Source organism: Photobacterium proteolyticum (assembly GCF_001939735.1).
Taxonomy (GTDB): domain Bacteria; phylum Pseudomonadota; class Gammaproteobacteria; order Enterobacterales; family Vibrionaceae; genus Photobacterium; species Photobacterium proteolyticum.
On the sequence record NZ_MJIL01000076.1, the window covers coordinates 1 to 16,367 of the forward strand.

Here is a 16,367-nt window from a genome sequence, read left to right on the forward strand (position 1 = left end):
TGCATAGGCTAACGGTTCTCGCTCGACTGAGCCCGTAGAGGACTTTCACCTCCTAGAACAACGCCATGCTCGGCGCACAAACAAAAAAACCCAGCCTAGGCTGGGTTTTTATTAAACAAAAGCGGCAATTAACCGATATGTGTTTCACCGTTCATGTACTTGCGCAGTACTTCAGGGATCATAATACGGCCATCTGCTTCCTGATTGTTTTCAAGAATCGCCACCATAGTACGGCCTACAGCCAGACCTGAACCGTTCAGTGTATGAACAAGCTCTGGCTTCTTCTCGCCCTTACGACGGAAACGAGCCTGCATACGGCGAGCCTGGAAATCCCACATGTTTGAACAAGAAGAGATTTCACGGTAAGTTTCTTGAGCAGGAACCCATACTTCAAGATCGTATGTTTTCGCAGCACCAAAGCCCATGTCACCAGTACAAAGAACCACTTTACGGTAAGGAAGTTCTAGCAGTTGAAGAACTTTCTCAGCATGGCCAGTCAGCTCTTCCAGTGCCGCCATTGAATCTTCAGGCTTGGTGATCTGTACCAGCTCTACTTTGTCGAACTGGTGCATACGGATCAGGCCACGGGTATCACGACCGTAAGAGCCCGCTTCAGAACGGAAACACGGCGTATGTGCCGTCATCTTAAGCGGTAGCTCAGCTTCATCTGTAATGGTATCGCGAACCATGTTTGTCACTGGTACTTCCGCAGTCGGGATCAGTGACATACCTACGCCTTCTTCAGTCGCCGGCTTGGTGTGGAACAGGTCTTCGCCAAATTTCGGCAGCTGACCAGTACCGAACAGGCTGTCTTTGTTCACCAGGTACGGCACATACATCTCGGTGTAGCCGTGCTCGTCGGTGTGAAGATCCAGCATAAACTGGGCAATCGCACGGTGCAGGCGAGCAAATTTACCTTTCATGACAATAAAGCGTGAACCAGAAATCTTAACTGCACTTGCAAAGTCAAGACCGTCGGCCAGTTCACCTAGATCAACGTGATCTTTGACTTCGAAGTCATAAGTCTTAGGCTGGCCCCAACGAGATACTTCAACATTCTCGTCTTCGTCTTTACCCGCAGGAACACTGTCATCCGGCAGGTTAGGCACAGAAAGCGTGATATCCTGAAGCTCAGTTTGAAGCTCAGCTAGCGCCTTTTTTGCTTCGTCCAGCTCACCGCCAAGGTTGGCAACTTCAGCCAGAATCTTTTCAGCAGCTTCGTGATCGCCTTTAGCTTTAGCTTGACCAATCGACTTCGATCGCGAGTTACGCAAAGCCTGTAGCTCTTCAGTCTTAACTTGAAGGGACTTACGTTGCTCTTCTAGGTTGCGTAATTTTTCTACGTCAAGGGTAAAACCACGACGTGCGAGTTTTGCAGCTGTTTCATCCAGCTCAGTTCGAAGTAATTTAGAATCTAGCATGCTAATCCTGTGCTCTTAATATTCTGAAATGCACGTTATTTAGACAATTCTTGTCAAAATAATCTTAGGTTTACGGAACACCAGTCATTCTGGCGTCAATTGTTCAACGATACCCAAAAAGCCTTATTATTGGTAGCGCTTTAATGCGCTTTTTGCATCTAAAGAAGCAAGATAATCCAACTTTTCGGTAATTTTAGTTTCCAAACCGCGATTTGTTGGGTGATAGTAGCGTGTCCCTTCCATTTCCGGCGGGAAGTAACACTCACCGGCCGCATAGGCACCCGGCTCATCATGGGCATAGCGGTATTCGGCACCATAGCCCAGATCCTTCATTAGCCGCGTAGGGGCATTACGCAAATGATTCGGGACCTCGTAGTCAGGATGGTTCATCGCATCAGCCTTCGCCTGCTTGAACGCTGTATAGACCGCATTGCTTTTCGGCGCACTGGCAAGGTAGATAATTGCCTGTGCAATGGCGCGCTCCCCTTCGTAGGCACCAACCCGGGTAAAACAATCCCAGGCCGATATAGCCACCTGCATCGCCCGCGGATCGGCATTGCCGATATCCTCGGAAGCAATTGCCAGCAGGCGACGGGCTACGTAAAGCGGATCGCAACCGGCCTGCAACATACGGGCAAACCAATACAGGGCTCCGTCAGGACTGGAACCACGGATCGACTTATGCACGGCGGAGATCATGTCGTACCAAAGATCACCCTTATTGTCGAAACGGGCTATTTTTTCGCCTGCAACTTCTGCAAGCAGCGACAGGGTGATCGGCTTGATGCCTTTTTCGTTCTCTTCTGCCATGTCGATGAGCTGCTCGAGATAGTTCAGCGACATACGCGCATCGCCGCAAACAAGATCAGCCAGCCTTTCCTTCACATCATCGACAAACTCAAGGTTGGCTTCGCTGATCCCGCGTTCAGTATCCGTTAGGGCCTGTTCAATAACCTCGAGAATGTCTGTTGACTCCAGCGACTTGAGCTTATAGACCCGGGCTCGTGACAACAGTGCGTTGTTGAGCTCAAACGATGGGTTTTCTGTCGTTGCACCGATAAACGTCACGGTGCCATCTTCAATATGCGGCAAAAACGCATCTTGCTGACTTTTATTGAAACGGTGCACCTCGTCGACAAACAAGATGGTCCGTCGTCCGGCCATTTTGTTATCGCGGGCTTTGTCGATGGCGGCCCGGATATCTTTTACCCCGGAGGTGACGGCCGACACACGCTCGACTTCGGCATTGGCATAGTTAGCAGCCACTTCGGCCAATGTCGTCTTGCCTGTCCCCGGCGGCCCCCAGAGGATCATCGAGTGGAGATGACCGGCTTCAAGCGCACGCCTGAGCGGCTTTCCCTCGCCCAGAATATGGCGCTGGCCGATATATTCCTCAACCGTACGTGGCCGCATACGTGCGGCCAGCGGGCGAAAATCTGACGAGAAATCGAGGCTGAAGTTATTCAAAATAACAGCTCCTTAAAACAAAATTAGGCGGCACAAGGGTGCCACCTAAGAAAAGTACGAACGGCAGTTCCGGCGTTAATTACGCTGATCGTCAAGCTCTACACCTTTTGGGGGTGTGAACTTAAACAGACCACTCGGTTGCGCTTTGCCGCTGAACTTACTGAACGAGAAGTTGCTACGCTGGCCATCCTGCTCAACCACCGAGAAACTACGTACTTCACCACTCTTGGCAACCGTCACTACGAACTTACCCATCGAAGAGGTGCGATCTTTCGGTGTCAGGGTAAAAGTATCGGCTGTCTGGGCAACATTGTATTTCGCCCAGTCAGCCGTGTTGTTTCGAGTTAGCAGTACAAACGGAGTTTGTTCAGTTGCATCGGCAAGCCACATCGCCGTCACCTGCTCGATAAACGGACTGTAGTACCAAAGTGTCTTGCCATCCGAGATCAGCAGGTTTTCATCCGGCATCACCGTATTCCAACGAAACAGGTTCGGACGCTGAATCGCAACATCTCCTTCCCCTTCCACCAGCAAATCACCTTCCGGACTAATGACTTTTTGCTTAAATTCGGCACTGAAAGCATTCACTTTGCCCAACCTTGTACTCAGCTCCTGCTGCGGCGTTGCCCATGCAACGGAAGATAAGAAAACAGGGGCTGCAACAAGCAGACTTACTAATACTTTTTTTATCATTATGACTTAACCTTTTCGGTTCAAAACAGTTCAAATCGTTTGTTAACTGTCCCCAAAACCGCTCGGGAACAGTTATTGACTTCGGTTACCACGCAGGCCCGGCTTTCTCAGGTGACTCCCTGATATAGCCTAATCTTGTGGGGGTGGCGGTGGCGCCAATACTTCACGGTTGCCATTATGCCCCGGGGCACTGACGATACCGTGCGCTTCCAGTTGTTCGACAATTCGCGCCGCGCGGTTGTAACCAATCTTAAATTTACGCTGCACGCCCGATACAGAGCCTCGGCGAGATTCGGCAACAAACGCCGCCACCTGATCAAACAACTGGTCGAGATCATCGTCGCCGCCACCAGCCGCTTCACCCGGTAGCAAACCTTCAGCCCCCTGATCAGCATTCAGAATACCGTCGATATACTGCGGCTTCCCGCGAGCTTTCCAGTCATTAACCACATTATGGACGTCATCATCAGAGGCAAATGCGCCATGAACCCGGACAGGATGGTTTTTACCTGCAGGCAGGTACAGCATATCACCCATGCCCAGCAAGGATTCCGCCCCGCCCTGATCCAAAATGGTTCTCGAGTCCGTCTTGGTCGATACCGTAAAGGCCATCCGGCTTGGAATATTCGCCTTGATCAAGCCTGTTATCACATCAACTGACGGACGCTGAGTCGCCAGTACCAAGTGGATGCCGGCCGCACGTGCCTTCTGGGCCAAACGGGCAATCAGCTCTTCAACCTTCTTGCCGACAACCATCATCAAATCAGCGAACTCATCGACAATAACCACAATGCTTGGCATTTTCTCAAGCATTGGCGGATATTCATCCATACTGTCTCCCGGTTTCCACAGCGGATCGTGGATCGGGTGACCAGCCGCCGCCGCTTCTGCCAGTTTGGCGTTGTAACCGGCCAGATTACGTACCCCGACTGCGGCCATCAGTTTATATCGGCGCTCCATTTCCCCGACACACCAGCGCAGGGCATTACCGGCATCTTTCATGTCAGTAACCACTTCGGTCAGCAAGTGCGGGATACCTTCGTAAATGGAAAGCTCCAACATTTTCGGGTCAATCATGATGAAACGACAGTCTTCAGGCTTACACTTATACAGCAAGCTGACGATCATTACGTTCACGCCCACCGACTTACCCGAGCCCGTGGTACCGGCTACCAATAAGTGCGGCATCTTGCTCAGGTCGGCGACAATCGCTTCACCGGCAATATCATAGCCAAGCACAATCGGCAGGGCTGCCTTCATGTCCTGGAACCGCTCGCTGCCCACCACTTCCGACATGTAGACAGTTTCGCGATTGACGTTTGGCAGCTCCAGACCAATATAAGGCTTGCCCGGAATCACTTCGACCACTCGTACGGCAGAAGCCGACAGTGCCCTGGCCAAGTCTTTCGCCAAACCGGAAATCCGGCTGACCTTCACACCCGGCGCCAAATCCAGCTCATAACGGGTAATAACCGGCCCCGGGTAGACTCCCACGACCTTAGCTTTAATTTTATAGTCAGCCAATTTTGATTCGACCAGCATGGCCGTTTGTTTCAGTTCCTCTTCACTGGCCGGTTCGACGGTCTGTCGCGCCGGTGCCAGCAAATCAAGGGTCGGCATCGGTGTTGTCGGCACCGGTAAATCTGCTTCTTTCTTCATCAAGAACGGATTATCCAACCCTGCCGCATGAGCCTGTGCCTTCTGGGCATCGCGGATCTTCTGCAAGAATGCTTCCTCGTCACTGACATCGCTATCATCAGCAACACCGCTTTCCTGCTCGGCACGCTCCAGTTCAGACATGCCGTCATGGACACCAATCTCGATATCATCGGAGACAGGCATCATCTCAGACATCACAGCTTCAGGCTGCGAGTCTGCAACACTCGATAACGGCTGACTCTCTTCCGATACTACGGATCCCATCTGAACTGAATGTGAACCTGGCTCGGTAGCTGCCAACTCAATAACCGCAGGCTGTGGCTGCAAGGCTTCGGGTTCATCAAACTCGGAGTCTGTTATAGCAGTCTCCGATGTAACAGACTGCACTGTTACAGGCTGCGAAGTTGTCTTAACTGCGGTCTCTGGCAAAGGCTCAGCGAAAGTGGGGCTGTCATCAGCAACACCGTTTTGCATAGCGTCCGTGTCAATGGTCGGCAAGGTATCCTGCTCATCCACATAGACCGTGAAATTTTCGTCCTTATCGAGTTCTCGCTCAAGCTCAGCAATCGTGAGTCCCTTGGCCTTTTGCGGCTGCCTGCTCGTTATCGGCTCAGGTAGCCTATTCTCTGATAGCAAAGAATCTGGCTGTGCTGGCGATTCAATGCTGTCCAGCTCCGAATGCGCCGCAGTCAGCTCGACAAGTTCTTCTACCTGACCGTCGACCAGCACATCCTCGACGGTAATTGCATCAGAGTGAACGACCGGGCTAGGCTTTAAGCGCTCTGGCATAACAATCTTGGGCGAGGACGGCGCATCGCTCCACGCTTGTTCGGATAACTGCGGCTCTGTACGAGACTCTCGGTGTGGTTCTCTGCGCTCAGCAGTACTCTCTGCAGCACTTGGCTTGCTCGATGACGCCAGCAGAACATCATCGGCATCCGGCGCTTCAGCCTGGCTTTCCTGGGCAAGTTGAGCAGCGTACGCAGTCTGTTGCTCATCCGGAATATCGGCGGCAAATGGCGTCAGCACCTCTGATTTATCCGAGCGCACCTTGTTAAGCAGCCAGGCCAATGCCCCAAGGGTCGTCTCCCCCAAGGTATCGACAATGGTCAGCCAGGAAATGCCGGTAAACAGCGTAAAGCCCACCGCCCAGATAAACATCAGCACCAATGTCGTTCCAAGCAAATTCAGCATCGGCAGGGCCATATTCGAGACGACATCGCCTATTACCCCACCGGAGGAAAAGTACCAGATATCATCGAAGTTAAGATCAGCCAGTCCGCAGCTGGTCAGAAACAACAGTAGCAGGCCCAGCAGCCGGGTACCGTAAATCATAAAGTCTATGGTCTCGCGCTCACCGCGCCGACGAAAAATAACCCATGCCCCCAGCACAATCGCCGCAGGCAATGGGTAAGCGAGCGAGCCAAGGGTAAACAGAAATGTATCCGCCACCAGTGCACCCAACGCACCGGCTTTATTTTGCACGGGCCCTTCCCAGGCCGTTTGTGACCACGAAGGATCGGCGGGATCAAAACTTACCAGGGCAACCATGATAAATATCGCGGCCAATATGCCTATGATCAGAAAGCTTTCTAGCAGACGCTGTCCCCCAGAAAGGCGTATTTTTGGCTGCTGTGTGCCTTTAACTTTCCTCAAAAAACACTCCGGTGTAACAATTGTTGTCGCCTGGTTCCCTATCAGCCGATGCGCAAGGCTTTGCACTATTGATTATGGTGATTAACTGGTGCAAAAGGCTGTCGGTCAGGTCAATTTAAATCTAGTGCCCTATCTTATACCACTTGTCGTCTTTTTTTGACTATTACAAGAAAAGTGGGAGCAAAGCACTAAACTCACGAGATTTCTCTGTCGCGCAGAAAAGCAAATGCCATTGTAAACATTTGTCGAAAGGAAAGATTCATCAGAGTGTTAATTCAGCGCGGCAGGTGGCGAATTATTGTGCATACGGTGAATTTTCTAGGGGGTAAAACAAATCAAGCGGCCTAGGCCGCTTAATTTATGACCGTCAGAACGGCAATGTCGTGCAGAATTAGCGAGTTTTGATAACCAGGTTATTGGTCTGCTTCACTTCTTCCATAACGACATAGGTACGGGTGTCATTTACGCCAGGCAAGCGTAGCAGGGTTTCACCCAGCAGCTTACGGTACGCTGACATATCTGATACGCGAGTTTTCAACAGGTAGTCGAAATCACCAGATACCAAGTGACATTCCTGAATGTCTTCCAGCTCTTGAACAGACTTGTTGAACTGTTCAAATACATCTGGCGCACCGCGGTTAAGCGTAATTTCAACGAAAACCAGCAGTGATGCATCAAGAAATTGGGGATTTAGCAGAGCCGTATAGCCGCTAATGTACCCTTGACGCTCCAGTCGACGAACACGTTCGAGACACGGAGTTGGAGATAAGCCTACACGTTTTGATAACTCAACATTTGAGATACGACCGTCTTTTTGCAGTTCATTCAATATGTTACGGTCAATTCTATCCAATTCCTTGGATGGTTTCTTTTTGGTATCTACCATTTTTTATTCCACCTTCTTACTTCCTTGCAAAAAAATATACTACAACTTTCTAATATTTAGAATCAAATACTCTGATAGTCAAACTATACTGCCAATAGATCCGCATTTACAACCTTGTCAATAGCCAATCGTACTATGATGCCAAGGGAGAAGCAGGATGATCATTGGTGTACCCAAAGAAATCAAAAACCACGAATATCGCGTCGGGCTGGTTACCAGCAGCGTTCGTGAACTGGTCTCATTAGGCCATCAGGTTCTCATCGAAACCAATGCCGGTAGTGGAATTGGTCTATCTGATTCAGACTATCAAGCTGCTGGCGCTTCAATTATTTCAACTGCTAAAGAAGTTTTTACCAGATCAGAGATGATTGTCAAAGTAAAAGAGCCTCAAGCAGCAGAAAGAGCCATGCTGAATGAAGGACAAATTTTATTCACTTATCTCCATCTTGCCCCAGATTTTCCACAAACAAAAGACCTAATTGACAGCAAAGCTATCTGTATAGCTTATGAAACGGTCACAGATCATCTAGGAAGACTACCATTATTGGCACCAATGTCTGAAGTTGCCGGCAGAATGTCTATCCAGGCAGGAGCACAAACTCTAGAGAATTCTAATGGTGGACGCGGGTTGTTACTCAGCGGAGTTCCCGGCGTAGAGCCTGCTAAAGTTGTCGTCCTCGGTGGTGGTGTCGTCGGCTCTAACGCGGCAAGAATGGCCATTGGCATGCGAGCCGATGTCACGATCCTTGACCGTAACCTCGATACCCTTCGTGCCCTCGATGTCGAATTTCAGGGCAAGGCCAAAGTCATCTACTCTACCCACGAAGCGATTGACCGGCTGGTTCCCGATGCAGACGTGATTATCGGCGCCGTACTGATCCCGGGGGCAGCCGCACCGAAACTGATCACCGCCGAGCACGTGAAGCAGATGAAGCCAGGCTCGGCGCTGGTTGATGTGGCCATCGACCAGGGCGGCTGCTTTGAAACATCGCATCCGACGACCCATACCGATCCGACCTATATTGTCGACGATGTCGTTCACTACTGCGTTGCCAATATGCCCGGCGCTGTTGCCCGCACCTCGGCGTTTGCCCTCAATAATGCAACCTTGCCCTACGTGATCAAACTTGCCAGTAGCGGTTACAAGAAAGCATTGCTGGACGATCCGGGATTCCTTGCCGGACTGAACGTGATCCATGGCAAAATCACCTGCAAAGAAGTCGCCGAAGCGTTCGATTTGCACTATACCGACCCAGAGGTTGCAATCAGTATGCATTAAAATATGCGACTCACTTATTAGAACCACTAGAAATAAGTGAGTCGGAACAATACTAAGGTGTTGTGACTTGCCCGCGGGAAGCCTGACTAAGTGCTTCCCTGTTCAAACGATCTTCAATTCAAGGCTACGGACTTCCCCCGTACAGGTTATCTTGGGGCAACGTCACCGGGACACTTTCCTTACGTCCTCAATTTACCTACAATCACCCTTCTACATGATAATAATCTCATTTCAGCCTGGAGAAGTAATGAGTAACGTAAGACATTGTAAACTGCTCATCCTTGGTTCTGGTCCTGCTGGCTATACTGCCGCTGTCTATGCCGCACGTGCTAACCTAAATCCTGTAATGGTAACCGGCATGCAGCAAGGCGGTCAGCTGACGACGACAACCGAAGTAGAAAACTGGCCAGGTGATGCAGAAGGCCTGACCGGCCCTGCGCTAATGGATCGAATGAAAGAGCACGCTGAAAAGTTCGAGACAGAGATCATTTTTGACCATATCAACGAGACCGATTTTAGCCAGCGCCCGTTCCGCCTGAAAGGCGACAGCGGCGAATACACCTGCGACGCTTTGATCATTGCCACCGGAGCTTCAGCCAAGTACCTCGGTCTGGAATCAGAAGAAAACTTCAAGGGCCGTGGCGTTTCCGCCTGTGCGACCTGTGACGGATTTTTCTACCGCAACCAGAAAGTGGCCGTTGTTGGCGGTGGTAATACCGCAGTCGAAGAAGCACTGTACCTGTCAAACATTGCGTCGGAAGTCCACCTTATTCACCGCCGCGACTCATTCCGTTCAGAGAAGATTCTTATCAAACGCCTGATGGACAAGGTAGAGAACGGCAATATCATTCTTCATACTGATCGCACTCTGGACGAAGTACTGGGTGATGATATGGGGGTGACGGCTGTTCGCATTAAGGACACCAAATCTGATGCCACTGAGACCATCGATGTCATGGGTGCCTTCATTGCCATTGGCCACCAGCCAAACACCGGGATCTTCGAAGGTCAGCTTGATATGGCCAACGGCTACATCAAGGTACAATCTGGCACCGAGGGCAATGCAACCCAAACCAGTGTCGAAGGGGTATTTGCTGCCGGTGACGTCATGGATCACACCTACCGTCAGGCTATCACCTCGGCAGGTACCGGATGTATGGCTGCCCTTGACGCAGAGCGCTTCCTGGACGCACTAGAAGAACAAAAATAATCAAAATCGGCCGCTACCCCTGTAGCGGCTGCTTTTAGCCTTCTACCTTTCTGCTCGCTGCCATTTACGGCACAAGATATCTTATGGACAAACAATTACAACGAGACTTGACCAAGTGGTTAAAGTCACAAAGCAAGCTCGCCAAACGCTGGCTGATGTTCAGTGTCGGGCTTGGATTTCTTTCCGGGGTGCTACTTGTCGGCCAAGCTGCGCTGCTTGCCCACATTCTCCATCAACTTATTATCGAACAGACTGATAAATATGAGCTGGTAAACAGTTTTCTCGGCCTGATCCTGATTGTCGGACTCCGCGCAGGCTGCAGCTGGGGACGTGAAATATACGGTTACCGCTGCGGCGAACAAATCCGGCTTCATATACGACAGCTTATCCTTAACCGCCTGCACAACCTTGGCCCGGCCTACATCAAGGGCAAACCGGCAGGTACCTGGGCCAGTCTGGTGCTGGAGCAGGTTGAGGAAATGCAGGATTTCTTCTCGCGCTATATCCCACAGATGTCTATTGCGGTGCTGGTTCCGCTGGTTATCCTGTTTGCCGTCTTTCCGCTAAACTGGGCTGCCGGTCTAATTTTCCTGATCACTGCCCCACTGGTCCCTATTTTCATGGCACTGGTTGGTTTAGGTGCGGCTGATGCTAACAGGCGCAACTTTAAGGCCCTACAGCGCCTGTCTGGCCATTTCTACGACCGCCTGCAGGGGTTATCGACACTTCGTTTGTTTAACCGCGCAGAAGCCGAAGCAGAGAACTTACACGCTGCCTCCCATGTACTGCGCAAGCGTACGATGGAAGTGTTGCGACTCGCCTTCCTTTCCTCGGCGGTGCTGGAGTTTTTCTCTGCCATTTCGGTGGCCATCGTTGCCGTCTACTTTGGCTTTGCCTTCATCGGCGAGCTGAACTTCGGTAACTACGGTGTCCCGCTATCGCTATTTACCGGTTTGTTTGTGCTGGTACTGGCCCCTGAGTTTTATCAACCACTGCGTGATTTGGGCACTTTCTACCATGCCAAGGCCCAGGCCATTGGTGCCGCAGAGTCGATTGTCGAATTTCTCAATGCAGAAGCCGACGAGATGACCCAAGGTGACGAGGAGCTACCGTCCCCTGAAACCATCCGGATCAGCGTTCAGGATCTGGAGGTGCTGAGTCCGCAAGGTCAGGTTCTGGCAGGCCCGCTAAGCTTTGATATTCAGGCCCATGAGCAAGTTGCCCTTGTCGGCCCGAGCGGTGCCGGTAAAACCAGCCTGCTCAATGCTCTTCTGGGCTTCCTGCCATATCGTGGCAGCCTGAAAATTAATGGCATCGAGCTCAAGCAGCTAGACCATAGCGAATGGCGCCAGACAATCAGCTGGGTGGGGCAAAACCCGCTGCTGGTGCATGGTACCGTGCGTGACAATATTACTCTCGGCAACCCACTGGCCACCGATGAGCATGTTACTCAGGTTGCGCAGCAGGCCTATGCCGATGAATTTATCAGTCGCCTAGAGAAAGGTTACAGTCACCAGGTTGGCGATCGCTCCGGTGGCCTATCTGTTGGTCAGGCGCAGCGTATCGCTGTCGCACGAGCCATGTTGCAAAACGGTGCCTTCTGGTTGCTGGACGAACCAACAGCCAGCTTGGATGCCAACAGTGAACACCTGGTACTGGAAAGCCTGACAATGGCCGTTAAAGGCCAGACAACCCTAATGGTCAGCCACCGCCTTGACCAATTAGCGGCTATGGATCGTGTACTGGTGCTGGAAAACGGCAAACTGGTTCAGAACGGTCATTTCGATCACATCCGCCAGCACGGCCTGCTCGCCGATATGCTCGCCCACACAGACAAGAGGGATCTCGATGCGTGATTTAATCCCTTACCTCAAACTCTATCGCAAACACTGGTTTGGCCTGACACTCGGCATGCTGCTTGGATTGGCAACCCTGCTGTCAGCCCTCAGCCTGCTGACGCTCTCAGGCTGGTTTATCGCCGCTTCTGCCGTAGCCGGACTGACTATTGCCCGGGAAACCTTTAACTACATGCTACCGGGAGCCGGTGTACGGGGATTCTCGATGGCACGTACTGCCGGTCGCTGGGGCGAACGCGTAGTCAGCCACAACGCCACCTTCAAGCTACTTGCCGATCTGCGTCTGTTCTTCTTTCGCAAACTAACGCCGCTGATCCCCGGTCGCCAGGCAAACCTGCGGGATGCCGATTTGCTCAACCGCCTGGTTGCCGACGTAGATGCTATGGACCATGTGTACCTGCGTCTTGTCAGCCCGCTGGTGATCGGCGTCATTGCCCTGCTGGCGATCACTGGCTTTCTGGCCTGGTTTGATCTTGTTATCGGCCTGACACTGGGCTTCATTCTATTGGCGCTGATGTTCACCCTGCCAGTTATCTTTTATCGGTTAGGTAAAACCAATGGCGAGGCACTGACCTATGCCAAGGCCAACTATCGGGTAAAACTACTCGACTGGATCCAGGGCCATGCCGAACTGCTGCTGTTCAATGCCGAAGAGCGTTACCGTGAACAGGCTATTGCCGAACAAGACGCCTTACTTGCTGCACAGCGCAAGATGGCAAGTCTTACCGGTCTTGCTAATGCGATCCTGATGGCAGCAACAGGCTGGACACTGGTCCTGATCACCTGGATTGCTGCTGACGGTATTGGCGGTGCAGCCCCCGATCCGTTTGTTGCCATGGTTGCCTTTGCCACCATGGCAAGCTTCGAGATCATGATGCCAGTTGCCGGTGCTTTCCAATACCTGGGTCAGACATTGACCTCTGCCCGCCGCCTGAATGAGATTATTGAGGCGACACCGGACACACCGTTTGATCCGAACGGTCATCAAGCGCAGGTCAACGGTGATATCAGTATTCGCAATATCAGCTACACCTACTACGGTAGCGACGAGCCGGTACTGAAAGATGTCTCTCTTGAACTGAAACAGGGTGAAAAACTGGCTCTGCTTGGCCGTACAGGCTGTGGCAAATCGACACTGCTGCAACTGCTGACCCGTAATTGGGATCCGCAGCAAGGCGACATCAGTATTGATGGTATCGCCCTGCCAGCATGGCACGAAGACTCACTGCGCCAGGCGATCACGGTCGTTAGCCAGCGAGTGGATGTCTTCAATGGCTCGCTGCGTGAAAACCTTGTTCTTGCCAAGCCGGATGGCTCTGATGATGAATTCAGGGACGCACTGGCAAAAGTAGGTCTTGAGGCCCTGCTTGAAGGCAAGGGGCTGGATACCTGGCTGGGAGAAGGTGGCCGTCAGATTTCGGGGGGCGAACGCCGCCGGATCGGTATTGCCCGCGCGCTACTGCATGATGCGCCCATCCTGCTGATGGACGAACCAACCGAAGGGCTGGATCGCCGTACAGAGCAGCAGATCATCAAGCTGCTGCTTGATCATGCTAAAGACAAAACCGTGTTATTCATCACCCACCGCCTTGTCGGATTGGATCAGATGGATCAGATTTGCCTGATGGATGAAGGGAAGATCATTGAGAGCGGGCAGCATGATAAGCTCTTGGCCGAAGGCGGCCGCTATGCCGAGCTGTGCAACCGGATCTAGAAACTAGAAACTAGAAACTAGAAACTAGAAACTAGAAAAGATTAAGCGAGGGATGCAGGTCCCTCGCTTTTTTCGTTTTGAGCCTTAAGTTACAGAACCTTATCTACCCTGACCCCTTCGTCAAAATAAAGGATCCGCACACTGTCTCCGCGCTGGAATATCATTTGCCTGTCGACATCCTGAATCACATCGATGAGCCTGCCATCCTCCGCTTTAATCAACAGCTCAACCAATCGATAATCAACTACCTTCTGGACCGGTTGGCGGTTATGGGCAATACCGGCCCCGGCGACAACACCCACTGCGGTAGCTACTTCACGCCCGGTGCCACCACCGAACTGATTACCAATCAATCCTCCAACAACACCGCCAAGCAGGGTTTCCCACCCGTTGCGCTGGGAGTTAATGACCTCCTGATGAGAGATATAACGTACCGAATCGACATCACCGAACACGATTTTATTAACTGTACGGGCCTCGTTTCGGTTATATGGCGCAGCTGTCGCAACAAGAGGAAGCAATAGCAGTAACATTAAGAACTTTCTCATCATATAATTTCCTCAGTGGGGGTAACTGTATCTCTAGCTACCTATATTATTTATTCTTGTATTAAGCACCAACGACTACAGTACTTATGGCTATCTATCTGCCGGAACTCGATCCGGTCAATACACAGTTTCCGGTGGCGGAAACCGCCCTGGACGACCCCAACGGACTGCTGGCATTTGGCGGCGACCTGAGACCTGAGCGCCTGCTCTCTGCCTATCGCCAGGGTATTTTTCCCTGGTATTCAGAAGGTGAGCCCATCCTCTGGTGGAGCCCGGCCCCGCGTGCCGTCTTCCTTCCCGATAAATTCAGGCCAAGCAAAAGCTTACGCAAGTTTTTCCGAAAATCAGGGTACCAAGTCACCCTGAACAAAGCCTGTCACGATGTGATTCGCCTGTGCGCCGACAGCCGTGGCCCGGAAGAAACCTGGATCACTGCCGATATGATGCAGGCATACCAGGTCATGCATAACCTCGGCTACTGTCATTCAGTAGAAGTATGGCAGGACAGCACCCTCGTAGGCGGACTCTACGGAATTCAGATTGGTACTGTGTTCTGCGGCGAGTCAATGTTTTCCCTGGCCGATAATGCATCTAAAATTGCCTTGTGGCTCTTCTGTCAGCATTTTCACGCTCACGGCGGCACGCTGATTGACTGTCAGATCATGAATGATCACTTAGCTTCGCTAGGGGCGGTTGAGATAGAACGTTCTCCATTTATGCAATTTTTGCAACAGCAAAGAGATGCCATACTAGAAGAAAGCTGTTACCAACCTCGGGAGCTGCATCAGTAAACTCATGACCAGCTATAACAAACTGTCACTAAGAATCGGTCTGACCCCGACTTCAGATTGTAACTACCTGCCCGGAGAACAGGAGCAGCTAGGCGTGGTCATGGATCACCAGTGGATGACACCATTAGGTTATGGTGTGCTTATTGCCTCAGGCTATCGACGCAGTGGTAATGCACTATACCGGCCGATGTGCCAATCCTGTCAGGCTTGTACGCCGCTACGTGTCGACTGTGAGCAGTTTGCTCCGTCGAAAAGTCAAAAGCGCCAGCTGAACCAGATGAAGAAGCTACGTTGGGAGTTTAAGCCCAACCTTGACCCCGACTGGTTTGCTCTTTACGAACGATATATCCGTCTGCGGCATGCCGGGGGAACTATGTACCCGGCCAACAAAGAGCAATTCTTTGACTTTTGCACCGCCGCCTGGATGGATACCTTGTTTTTACACGTCTATGAGGACAACAAGTTAATTGCCGTCGCCATCACAGATGTCTTTGATGATGCACTCAGCGCCGTCTACAGTTTCTTTGAGCCGGAATCTTCACTCTCACTCGGTACACTCTGCGTGCTGTACCAGATCCAATACGGCAGACAAACCGGCAGAAAGTGGCTCTACCCCGGTTATCAGATAGATCGCTGCAAGGCCATGAACTACAAAGTTCGCTTCAAGCCCTACCAGAAGCTGATCGATGGTTGCTGGCAATAGGCCATCGATTATCTATATTAGCGCTCTGATTCGTCTCAGAATCTGATAAAAAAACGAGAAAATACGTTTTAATACGTCACAATAGCTGACAAAGGGTAACGGCAAGGGTAAAATTGCGGCCTAAACTTTACACTCAAACAGTTTCAAGGCATTATCCGGCCCGATCAGAAGCACGGCTGGTAGCCTAAGAGGATTCAATGGCAAAAGAAGACGTAATTGAAATGCAAGGTACTGTACTAGATACACTACCTAACACAATGTTCCGCGTTGAGCTGGAAAACGGTCACGTAGTTACCGCTCACATCTCTGGTAAAATGCGCAAGAACTACATCCGTATTCTTACTGGTGATAAGGTAACTGTGGAACTGACTCCATACGACCTGACTAAAGGCCGCATCGTCTTCCGCGCGCGTTAATCTTAATCCAAGATTAAAGAATGCAAATAAAACCCGGCCTGTGTGTCGGGTTTTATTTTTCTGCCAGA

General features: G+C 51.3%; 13 protein-coding genes. 7 read left to right on the forward strand and 6 right to left on the reverse strand.

Annotated elements, in window-relative coordinates; translation table 11 throughout:
* Positions 1 to 128: 128 nt before the first annotated feature.
* The 5 genes from serS to lrp form a co-directional block, all read right to left on the reverse strand.
* The gene (gene serS / locus BIT28_RS13975; RefSeq protein ID WP_075764710.1) at positions 129 to 1,421 is read right to left on the reverse strand and encodes a serine--tRNA ligase; all 1,293 of its coding nucleotides are present in this window, start codon (positions 1,419 to 1,421) and stop codon (positions 129 to 131) included.
* A gap of 126 nt (positions 1,422 to 1,547) precedes the next feature.
* The gene (locus tag BIT28_RS13980; protein ID WP_075764712.1) at positions 1,548 to 2,888 is read right to left on the reverse strand and encodes a replication-associated recombination protein A; all 1,341 of its coding nucleotides are present in this window, start codon (positions 2,886 to 2,888) and stop codon (positions 1,548 to 1,550) included.
* Between the two features lie 75 nt (positions 2,889 to 2,963).
* Positions 2,964 to 3,578 carry an outer membrane lipoprotein periplasmic chaperone LolA gene (gene lolA, locus BIT28_RS13985; RefSeq protein WP_075764920.1) on the reverse strand — a complete coding sequence of 205 codons (615 nt, stop codon included), beginning with the start codon at positions 3,576 to 3,578 and terminating at the stop codon, positions 2,964 to 2,966.
* A 132-nt stretch (positions 3,579 to 3,710) separates the two neighbouring features.
* Entirely contained in the window at positions 3,711 to 6,896 is a 3,186-nt protein-coding gene (locus BIT28_RS13990; protein ID WP_075764714.1) for a DNA translocase FtsK 4TM domain-containing protein, read from the reverse strand.
* Positions 6,897 to 7,287: 391 nt separating this feature from the next.
* A complete protein-coding gene (gene lrp / locus BIT28_RS13995) occupies positions 7,288 to 7,782 on the reverse strand; it encodes a leucine-responsive transcriptional regulator Lrp (protein ID WP_007467256.1) in 495 nt (164 codons plus the stop codon).
* 157 nt (positions 7,783 to 7,939) lie between these two features.
* Between lrp and ald the strand changes: the two genes are divergently transcribed.
* The 4 genes from ald (at position 7,940) to cydC (ending at position 13,841) form a co-directional block, all read left to right on the forward strand.
* The gene (gene ald / locus BIT28_RS14000; RefSeq protein WP_075764716.1) at positions 7,940 to 9,061 is read left to right on the forward strand and encodes an alanine dehydrogenase; all 1,122 of its coding nucleotides are present in this window, start codon (positions 7,940 to 7,942) and stop codon (positions 9,059 to 9,061) included.
* Between the two features lie 247 nt (positions 9,062 to 9,308).
* On the forward strand, positions 9,309 to 10,271 hold the full coding sequence (gene trxB, locus BIT28_RS14005) for a thioredoxin-disulfide reductase (protein ID WP_075764718.1): 963 nt from the start codon (positions 9,309 to 9,311) through the stop codon (positions 10,269 to 10,271).
* 83 nt (positions 10,272 to 10,354) lie between these two features.
* Positions 10,355 to 12,127, forward strand: coding sequence for a heme ABC transporter permease/ATP-binding protein CydD (gene cydD, locus BIT28_RS14010; protein ID WP_075764720.1), 1,773 nt, complete (start codon positions 10,355 to 10,357; stop codon positions 12,125 to 12,127).
* Positions 12,120 to 13,841: a heme ABC transporter ATP-binding protein/permease CydC gene (gene cydC, locus BIT28_RS14015; protein ID WP_075764722.1), complete on the forward strand. Its 1,722-nt coding sequence runs from the start codon at positions 12,120 to 12,122 to the stop codon at positions 13,839 to 13,841. The genes cydD and cydC overlap by 8 nt, the downstream gene beginning before the upstream one ends.
* Positions 13,842 to 13,930: 89 nt before the next feature.
* On the opposite strand, the gene BIT28_RS14020 is transcribed toward cydC, so the two are convergent.
* Positions 13,931 to 14,389: an outer membrane lipoprotein gene (locus tag BIT28_RS14020; protein ID WP_075764922.1), complete on the reverse strand. Its 459-nt coding sequence runs from the start codon at positions 14,387 to 14,389 to the stop codon at positions 13,931 to 13,933.
* Between the two features lie 86 nt (positions 14,390 to 14,475).
* Between BIT28_RS14020 and aat the strand changes: the two genes are divergently transcribed.
* From aat to infA, 3 genes are all read left to right on the forward strand, one after another.
* A complete protein-coding gene (gene aat, locus BIT28_RS14025; RefSeq protein ID WP_075764724.1) occupies positions 14,476 to 15,180 on the forward strand; it encodes a leucyl/phenylalanyl-tRNA--protein transferase in 705 nt (234 codons plus the stop codon).
* A gap of 4 nt (positions 15,181 to 15,184) precedes the next feature.
* Entirely contained in the window at positions 15,185 to 15,883 is a 699-nt protein-coding gene (locus BIT28_RS14030) for an arginyltransferase (protein ID WP_075764726.1), read from the forward strand.
* A 197-nt stretch (positions 15,884 to 16,080) separates the two neighbouring features.
* On the forward strand, positions 16,081 to 16,299 hold the full coding sequence (gene infA / locus BIT28_RS14035; RefSeq protein WP_005298441.1) for a translation initiation factor IF-1: 219 nt from the start codon (positions 16,081 to 16,083) through the stop codon (positions 16,297 to 16,299).
* Positions 16,300 to 16,367: the final 68 nt, after the last annotated feature.